We start from the raw sequence: 7,653 nt of genomic DNA on the forward strand, positions 1-7,653 counted from the left end.
CGGCCCGCGGCGCCGGCGGCGGGCCGGGGACGGGCGGGCCGGGCGGGTGCGGGGACGCGGCGGCGCGGGGGCTCCTGGGAGGGCACTGCTCGGTCACCTGCCGGAGGTCGTGGGGGCGGTGGCGGCCGGCCGCCGCTCGGTGGCGGTCGGCTCCGGGGCGGTGCTCGCGCCGGGGCCGGCGGTGGCCTCCCGGGTACGGGCGGGGCCGGGGTCGCCGGTGCGGGCCGGGGCGCGGGACGGCGTGCGGCCGGGCTTCGGGGAGGGGGCGACGGTGGGCTCGCCGAGGACCTTGCCGTCGGGGCCGAGGAAGGCGGGGCTGCCGCCGGGGACCATGCCGAGCTCGCGGGCGCGGCGTTCCAGGGCGTCGGGGGCCGCGTGGGCGTCGACGTCCCGCTGGAGGGCCTGCTCCTCGTCGGTGAGTTCGGTGGTGCGGTCCTTGAGCTCGCGCAGCTTGAAGGAGCCCTGGTTGAGGGCGGAGTTCAGCAGCAGCAGGGTGATGAGGCCGCCGCCGAGGAGGAGGACGACGAGCAGGACGAAGGGGGTGCGGGCGGCCGAGCTGGGTCCGGACGGCATCAGCCGTCCGAGCCGCGCGGCCCGGCCTTTGAGCGGCCCCCTCGCCGCGCTCACAGCACGTCCTCCCGGATGCGCTCGGCGCCCCGGAGCCGGGCGGGGGCGGCCCGGCGGTTCTCGGCCACCTCCTCCTCGGTGGGGAGTTCGGCGCCGCGGGTGAGGAGCTTGAGGCGGGGCTGGTACTGCTCGGGGACGACCGGGAGGCCGGGCGGGGCGGTGGTGGCCGCGCCGGCCGCGAAGACCTGCTTGACGAGCCGGTCCTCCAGGGAGTGGTACGAGAGGACGGCGACGCGGCCGCCGACGGCGAGGGCCTTCACGGCGGCCGGGATCGCCCGCTCCAGGACGCTCAGTTCGCCGTTGACCTCGATGCGCAGGGCCTGGAAGGTGCGCTTGGCGGGGTTGCCGCCGGTGCGCTTGGCGGCCTGCGGGAGGGCGTCGCGGATGAGCTCGACGAGCCGGGCGCTGTTGGTGAAGGGTTCCTTCTCGCGCTCGCGGACGATGGCGGAGACGATCCGCTTGGCCTGCTTCTCCTCGCCGTAGGCGCGCAGGATGCGGACGAGTTCGCCGGCCGGGTAGGTGTTGAGGACCTCGGCGGCGCTCATGCCGGTCGTCTGGTCCATGCGCATGTCGAGCGGGGCGTCCTGGGCGTAGGCGAAGCCGCGGTCGGCCTCGTCCAGCTGCATGGAGGAGACGCCGAGGTCGAAGAGGACGCCGTCGACCTTGTCGATGCCGAGCCGGTCGAGGACCTCGGGCAGTTCGTCGTAGACGGCGTGGACGAGGGTGGCGCGGTCCCCGTAGGGGGCGAGCCGCTCGGCGGAGAGGCGCAGGGCCTCCTTGTCGCGGTCGAGGGCGACGAGCCGGGCCTCCGGAAAGGCGCGGAGCAGGGCCTCGCTGTGTCCGCCGAGGCCCAGGGTGCAGTCGACGACGACCGCTCCCGGGTGCCGGAGGGCAGGGGCCAACATGTCCAGGCACCGCTGGAGCATCACCGGGACGTGTCGGTCGTTGCTCAACGCACCCTCTCAGAACGGGCACGGCGAGCGGGTAAGGGAGGCCGAGCCGTGGGTGCCGCCGCGCACACGGGGGAGAAACCGCTTCATATCGCTCGATTGTCTCCAGGAACTCCGCGCCACTCTAGTCCACGGACGGGGCCGGTCAATCAACCGGCTGGCGCGTCGCGCGGCGCCGGGTGTCCGTGCGGACATTCCGGGCGGTTCACCCGATCGGCGGCGTCGGACGGATGCTGTGGGGTGGCTCACACGCGGATCCATTGGCGCTCTTTGTCCTCTTCTCACAGCGGGTCCGCCGGGGCGGTGCCCCCTACCGTCGGAGCCATGACGACTTCCGCACACCCCTCCCCCGGCGCGCCGGGCGCGCCGGCCGCCGGCCCCTCGGTCACCGAGCGGCTCGTCCAGGCGAACGCGCGGTACGCCGCCGACTTCACCGACCCGGGCACGGACGCGCGGCCGGTGCTCCGCGTCGCCGTCGTCGCCTGCATGGACGCCCGGCTCGACCTGCACGCGGCGCTGGGGCTCGAACTCGGGGACTGCCACACCATCCGCAACGCGGGCGGGGTCGTCACCGACGACGTGATCCGTTCCCTCACCATCAGCCAGCGGGCGCTCGGCACCCGCGCCGTGATGCTGGTGCACCACACCGGCTGCGGTCTGGAGTCGCTCACCGAGGACTTCCGGCACGAGCTGGAGGACGAGGTGGGCCAGCGGCCGGCCTGGGCGGTGGAGGCCTTCCGGGACGTGGACCAGGACGTGCGGCAGTCGATGCGGCGGGTCCGGACCTCCCCGTTCCTGCCGCACACGGACGACGTCCGGGGCTTCGTGTTCGACGTGACGACGGGGCTGCTGCGCGAGATCGATCCGGCGTGACGGCGGGCCCGCCGCGCGGGACCGCCCCTGTGGAGAATGGTTTCAGCACCGGCCTCAGCACATCTTCCGCCACCGCGTAAGACGACAAACCCTGGCATTCCCTCCACAGTTGTCCACAGTCGAGTGACAGGGCCCGGCCATCCCCACAAGAATGCTCGGGTGACACCCCCCGAACATCCCACCGGGGGCAGGTGTCCGTGTTCCTGCAAGGCCGAGGAGGGCCGGGGTGACGACCTACGACGACCGAGCGAGCCATGGGGGACCCCCCATTCGAGCGGAGTCGAGAATGGGGGAAGACTTGACCACCACCGCGGAGCGCGTCCGCGGCTCGGTGGAGAGCGTGATCGAGGGCAAGCCCGAGGTCGTACGTCTCGCGCTGACCGTGCTGCTCGCCGAGGGCCACCTCCTCATCGAGGACGTACCCGGCGTCGGCAAGACCATGCTCGCCAAGACGCTCGCGCGGTCCATCGACTGCTCGGTGCGCCGCATCCAGTTCACCCCCGACCTGCTGCCGTCGGACGTCACCGGCGTGTCGATCTTCGACCAGCAGCGGCGGGAGTTCGAGTTCAAGCCGGGCGCGATCTTCGCCCAGATCGTCATCGGCGACGAGATCAACCGGGCCTCGCCCAAGACGCAGTCCGCGCTCCTGGAGTCGATGGAGGAGCGCCAGGTCACCATCGACGGGCACACCTACGAACTGCCCAGCCCCTTCATGGTGGTGGCCACCCAGAACCCGGTCGAGATGGAGGGCACCTACCCGCTGCCCGAGGCCCAGCGCGACCGCTTCATGGCCCGGGTCTCCATCGGCTACCCCAGCCCCGAGGCCGAGTTCCAGATGCTCGACGTGCACGGAGCGGTCAACCCGCTGGACGACCTCCAGCCGGTCGCCCACGCCCACGAGGTCCTCAAGCTGATCGAGGCGGTCCGCGCGGTGCACGTCGCCGACGCCGTGCGGCGGTACGCGGTCGACATCGTCGCCGCCACCCGCACCCACCCCGACCTGCGGCTCGGCGCCTCCCCGCGCGCCACGCTCCACCTGCTGCGGGCCGCCCGCGCCTCCGCCGCCCTCGCCGGGCGCGCGTACGTGCTGCCCGACGACCTCCAGGCGCTGGCCGTGCCGGTGCTCGCGCACCGGCTGCTGCCCACCGCGCAGGCCCAGCTGGGCCGCCGGAGCGCCGAGCAGGTCGTCCTCGACATCCTCCAGCGGACCCCCGTCCCGTCCTCGGCCCCGCCCGCCGGCCCGCTCTACGGCGGGCAGACCGGCGGCCGGCAGCTGTGATGGCGACCCCCGTCGCACCCGAGGCGCGGCGGGCCGACGACCGCGACGGCCCCCGGACCCCGGACGGCCGGGGCGGCCTGCGGGCCGCCCTCGGCGGCCTCACCACCCGCGGCCGGTCCTTCCTGGCCGCCGGAGCGGCGGCCGCCGTCTGCGCCTACGTGCTCGGCCAGGCCGACCTCCTCCGGGTCGGCCTGCTGCTCGCCGGCCTGCCGCTGATCTGCGCCCTCGTCCTGCACCGCACCCGCTACCGGGTCGCCACCTCCCGCCGGCTCACCCCGCGGCGGGTGGAGGCCGGCACCGAGGCCCGGGTCCAGCTCCGCATGGAGAACGTCTCCAAGCTCCCCACCGGGCTGCTGATGCTCCAGGACCACGTGCCGTACATGCTGGGCCCCCGCCCCCGCTTCGTCCTCGACCGGGTCGAGGCCGGCGGCCGGCGCGAGGTCTCCTACCGGGTCCGCTCCGACCTGCGCGGCCGCTTCCCGCTCGGCCCGCTCCAGCTCCGGCTGAGCGATCCCTTCGGGATGTGCGAACTCACCCGCTCCTTCAGCGCGTACGACACCCTGACCGTCGTCCCGCGCACCACGGCGCTGCCGCCGGTCCGGCTGGGCGGCGAGGCGTCGGGGTACGGGGACGGCCTGCAGCGCACGCTGGCCCTGGCCGGCGACGACGACATCATCCCGCGCGCCTACCGGCACGGCGACGACCTGCGCCGGGTCCACTGGCGCTCGACCGCCCGGTACGGCGAGCTGATGGTCCGCCGCGAGGAGCAGCCCCAGCGGTCCCACTGCACGGTCCTCCTCGACACCCGCCGGGCCGGCTACCAGGGCTCCGGCCCCGACTCGGCCTTCGAGTGGGCGGTCTCCGGCGCGGCCTCCGTCCTGACCCACATGCTGGAGCGCGGCTACGCGGTCCGGCTGCTCACCGACACCGGCGCCGCGGTACCCGGCGAGGGCTCCGACGGCTACACCGGCACGAGCGGCGACTCCGCGGAGACGGCCGGGCTGATGATGGACACCCTCGCGATCGTCGACCACTCCGACGGCGCCGGGCTCTCCCGCGCCTCCGACGTGCTGCGCGCCGGGAGCGACGGGCTGCTCGTCGCCTTCCTCGGCGACCTCGACGAGGAGCAGGCCTCCCTCGCCGCGCGGATGCGCGGGCGGGCCGGCACGGCCGTCGCCTTCGTCCTGGACTCCGGCACCTGGCTGACCGGCGGCGCCGTGGCCGGCGCCGTCGCGCAGCGGGTCCGGCGGCTGCGCGAGGCCGGCTGGACCGTCGTCCCCGTGCCGCCCGGGGCCGACATGGCCGATCTCTGGCAGCAGGCCGCCGGGGCGCTGCGGGAGACCGCCGCCGCAGACAGCTACGGAGGACGGGCATGAGCGGGCTCACCCGCCTGTCACTGGCCGCCTGGGCGGCCTCCCTGATGGCCGCCGGGGCGCTGCTGCCCCTGGTCAAGCCGGCCACCTGGATCTTCACCGCCGCCTTCCTGCTCGCCCTGCAGAGCGGTGTCGGCATGCTGTGCCGGCGGGTGCCGCTGGCCCGGCCGCTGACGATCGGCACCCAGCTGATGGTCGGCGTGATCGCCCTGACCGTGGTCTTCGCCCGGGAGCAGGCGCTGCTCGGCTTCCTGCCCGGGCCGCTCGCGGTCCAGCGGGTGGCCGAGCTGTTCCGGCTCGGCGCCGAGGACGTCGGCACCTACGCGATCCCCGCCCCGGACACCGAGGGCATCCGGCTCATGCTGGTCGCCGGCGTGCTGGCGATCGGGCTGCTCGTGGACGTCCTGGCGGTCACCTTCCGCCGCGCCGCGCCGGCCGGTCTGCCGCTGCTCGCGCTGTACTCGGTCGCCGCCGGGCTCTCCGGCGGCGGCGCCGGCGGGCTGTGGTTCGTGCTCGCCGGCACCGGCTACCTCCTGCTGCTCCTCGCCGAGGGCCGCGACCGGCTCTCCGCGTGGGGCCGGGTCTTCGGCGGGGCCCAGCGCACCGGCCGGCCCGGCTCGGCCGCGGGCGGCGGGGGGAGCGCCTTCGCCCCGGTGCGGACCGGCCGCCGGATCGGCGCCGTCGCCATGGGCCTCGCCCTGGTGGTCCCGCTCGCCCTGCCCGGCTTCTCCGGCGGGCTCCTGGGTGGATCGGGCGGCGCGGGGACCGGCGGGGGAAGCGGGGGCGGCGGCACCATCGCCGCCGTGAACCCGCTGGTCTCCCTCCAGGACAACCTGCGCCAGCCGGAGGACTTCGAGGTCCTGCGCTACCGGACCAACGCCCGGGACAACAGCGGGCTCTACCTGCGCCTCGTCGCCCTCGACCAGTTCGACGGCACCTCGTGGAAGTCCTCGGTCCGGCCGATCGAGGCGGTGCCGAAGCTGCTGCCGTGGCCCGACGGCCTCGCCCAGTCGGTCCGCACCTCCGAGGTGACCAGCAACTTCGTCGCCTCGGAGGGGTACGACCAGAAGTGGCTGCCGATGCCGTTCCCGGCCGCCCGGGTCGGCATCGAGGGCCGCTGGCGGTTCGAGCCGGCGGGCCGGATGCTCGTCGGCGACGACAAGCAGACCACCAAGGGCGTCCGCTACCAGGTGACCAGCCTCGACGTGCAGCCCACGGCCGAGCAGCTCGCCCAGGCCGCCCCGGCGCCGGAGGAGCTGCGCCGCGAGTACACCAAGGTGCCCACCAGCCTCCCGGCCGACGTGAAGGCGACGGCCCTGGAGGTCACCGAGGACGCCCGGAACGACTGGGAGCGGGCGGTCCGGCTCCAGGACTGGTTCGCCGAGGACGGCGGCTTCCGCTACGACGTCGACGTGACGTCCGGTACGGGCACCGAGGCGATCTCCCGCTTCCTGAGGGACAAGAAGGGGTTCTGCATCCACTTCTCCTTCTCGATGGCGGCGATGGCCCGCACGCTGGGCATCCCGGCGCGGGTCGCGGTCGGTTTCATGCCCGGCACCACCCAGTCCGACGGTTCGGTCTCGGTCGGCATCCGGGACGCCCACGCCTGGCCCGAGCTGTACTTCGAGGGCGCCGGCTGGACCCGTTTCGAGCCGACGCCGTCCCGTGGCTCCACGCCCGTCTACACCCGGGAGGTCTCCCCCACCGAGGGGCCGACCGGTCCCGCGCAGCCGGAGCAGTCCGCCTCCGCGCAGCCCTCGGCGGCGCCGAGCGTCGCGGAGAGCTGCCCGCCGGAGGAGCGCCGCCTCGGCGAGTGCGGCCGGGACGCGGCGGCGGCCGGCGACGTGTCGTCCGGCGGCGGTACGGACGTGCTGAAGGTGGCCGGGTGGTCGCTGGCCGCGCTGTTGCTGCTCGCCCTGCCGCTCGTGCCGCTGCTGTGGCGGACCCGGGCGCGGGCCCGCAGGCTCGCCCCGGCGGCCGGTCCGCTGGGGGTGTGGCGGGAGATCGGCGACACGGCGTGGGACTACGGCGTCGAGCCGGACGAGGCGCGGACGCCGCGGCGGACCGCGGAGCGGATCGTGCGCGCGGGTGAGCTGTCCGGGGCGGCGGCGGAGTCGGTGCACCGGGTGGCGGGGGCGGTGGAGGAGGCCCTCTACGCTCCGTCGCCGCGGCCGGTGCCGGGGCTGGCGGAGGACGCGGAGCGGGTACGGGCCGGGTTCCACGCGGGGGCCTCGCGCGCCGCCCGTCTCCGCGCCCGTTTCGCCCCCCGCTCGGCGGCCCGGCTCCACTGGGCGGCCTCGGCCCGCTGGACCGCCCTGAAGTCCCGCACCACCCGCCTCCGCCCCACCCCCTGACCCCAGGCCGAAGCGGCGCGGGCTGCGCCGCCGCTCCGTTGTGGGCAATCGTTCCGCTGGGGCTGGGGGTCCCCCTGGACGAAGTCCTTGGGGGAGGGTGGGCACAACGGAACGGCACCCTTGCGGGTGCCTCCGCGACCGGGCCTGGGCCCGCACCGAGCGAGGGGCGGCACCGATGCGGGAGAGCGTGGAGCGGC

6 protein-coding genes are annotated in these 7,653 nt (G+C 75.3%); 4 read left to right on the top strand and 2 right to left on the bottom strand.

Annotated features, from left to right (window positions below; all coding sequences use genetic code 11):
* Positions 1-93: 93 nt before the first annotated feature.
* Together AB0E83_RS34350 and rsmH are read right to left on the bottom strand one after the other, a co-directional pair.
* The gene (locus AB0E83_RS34350) at positions 94-573 is read right to left on the bottom strand and encodes a cell division protein FtsL (protein WP_362120584.1); all 480 of its coding nucleotides are present in this window, start codon (positions 571-573) and stop codon (positions 94-96) included.
* Positions 574-623: 50 nt separating this feature from the next.
* Positions 624-1,580: a 16S rRNA (cytosine(1402)-N(4))-methyltransferase RsmH gene (gene rsmH / locus AB0E83_RS34355; protein ID WP_362120574.1), complete on the bottom strand. Its 957-nt coding sequence runs from the start codon at positions 1,578-1,580 to the stop codon at positions 624-626.
* 321 nt (positions 1,581-1,901) lie between these two features.
* On the opposite strand from rsmH, the gene AB0E83_RS34360 reads away from it, so the two are divergent.
* From AB0E83_RS34360 to AB0E83_RS34375, 4 genes are all read left to right on the top strand, one after another.
* A complete protein-coding gene (locus tag AB0E83_RS34360; RefSeq protein WP_362120576.1) occupies positions 1,902-2,450 on the top strand; it encodes a carbonic anhydrase in 549 nt (182 codons plus the stop codon).
* 286 nt (positions 2,451-2,736) lie between these two features.
* Positions 2,737-3,729: a MoxR family ATPase gene (locus tag AB0E83_RS34365; RefSeq protein ID WP_362120578.1), complete on the top strand. Its 993-nt coding sequence runs from the start codon at positions 2,737-2,739 to the stop codon at positions 3,727-3,729.
* A complete protein-coding gene (locus AB0E83_RS34370; RefSeq protein WP_362120580.1) occupies positions 3,729-5,105 on the top strand; it encodes a DUF58 domain-containing protein in 1,377 nt (458 codons plus the stop codon). Before AB0E83_RS34365 ends, AB0E83_RS34370 begins: the two co-directional genes overlap by 1 nt.
* The gene (locus tag AB0E83_RS34375; RefSeq protein ID WP_362120582.1) at positions 5,102-7,456 is read left to right on the top strand and encodes a DUF3488 and transglutaminase-like domain-containing protein; all 2,355 of its coding nucleotides are present in this window, start codon (positions 5,102-5,104) and stop codon (positions 7,454-7,456) included. Before AB0E83_RS34370 ends, AB0E83_RS34375 begins: the two co-directional genes overlap by 4 nt.
* The last annotated feature ends 197 nt before the right edge of the window (positions 7,457-7,653 follow it).

The organism is Streptomyces sp. NPDC035033 (genome assembly GCF_040636735.1).
In the GTDB taxonomy this organism is placed as follows: domain Bacteria; phylum Actinomycetota; class Actinomycetes; order Streptomycetales; family Streptomycetaceae; genus Streptomyces.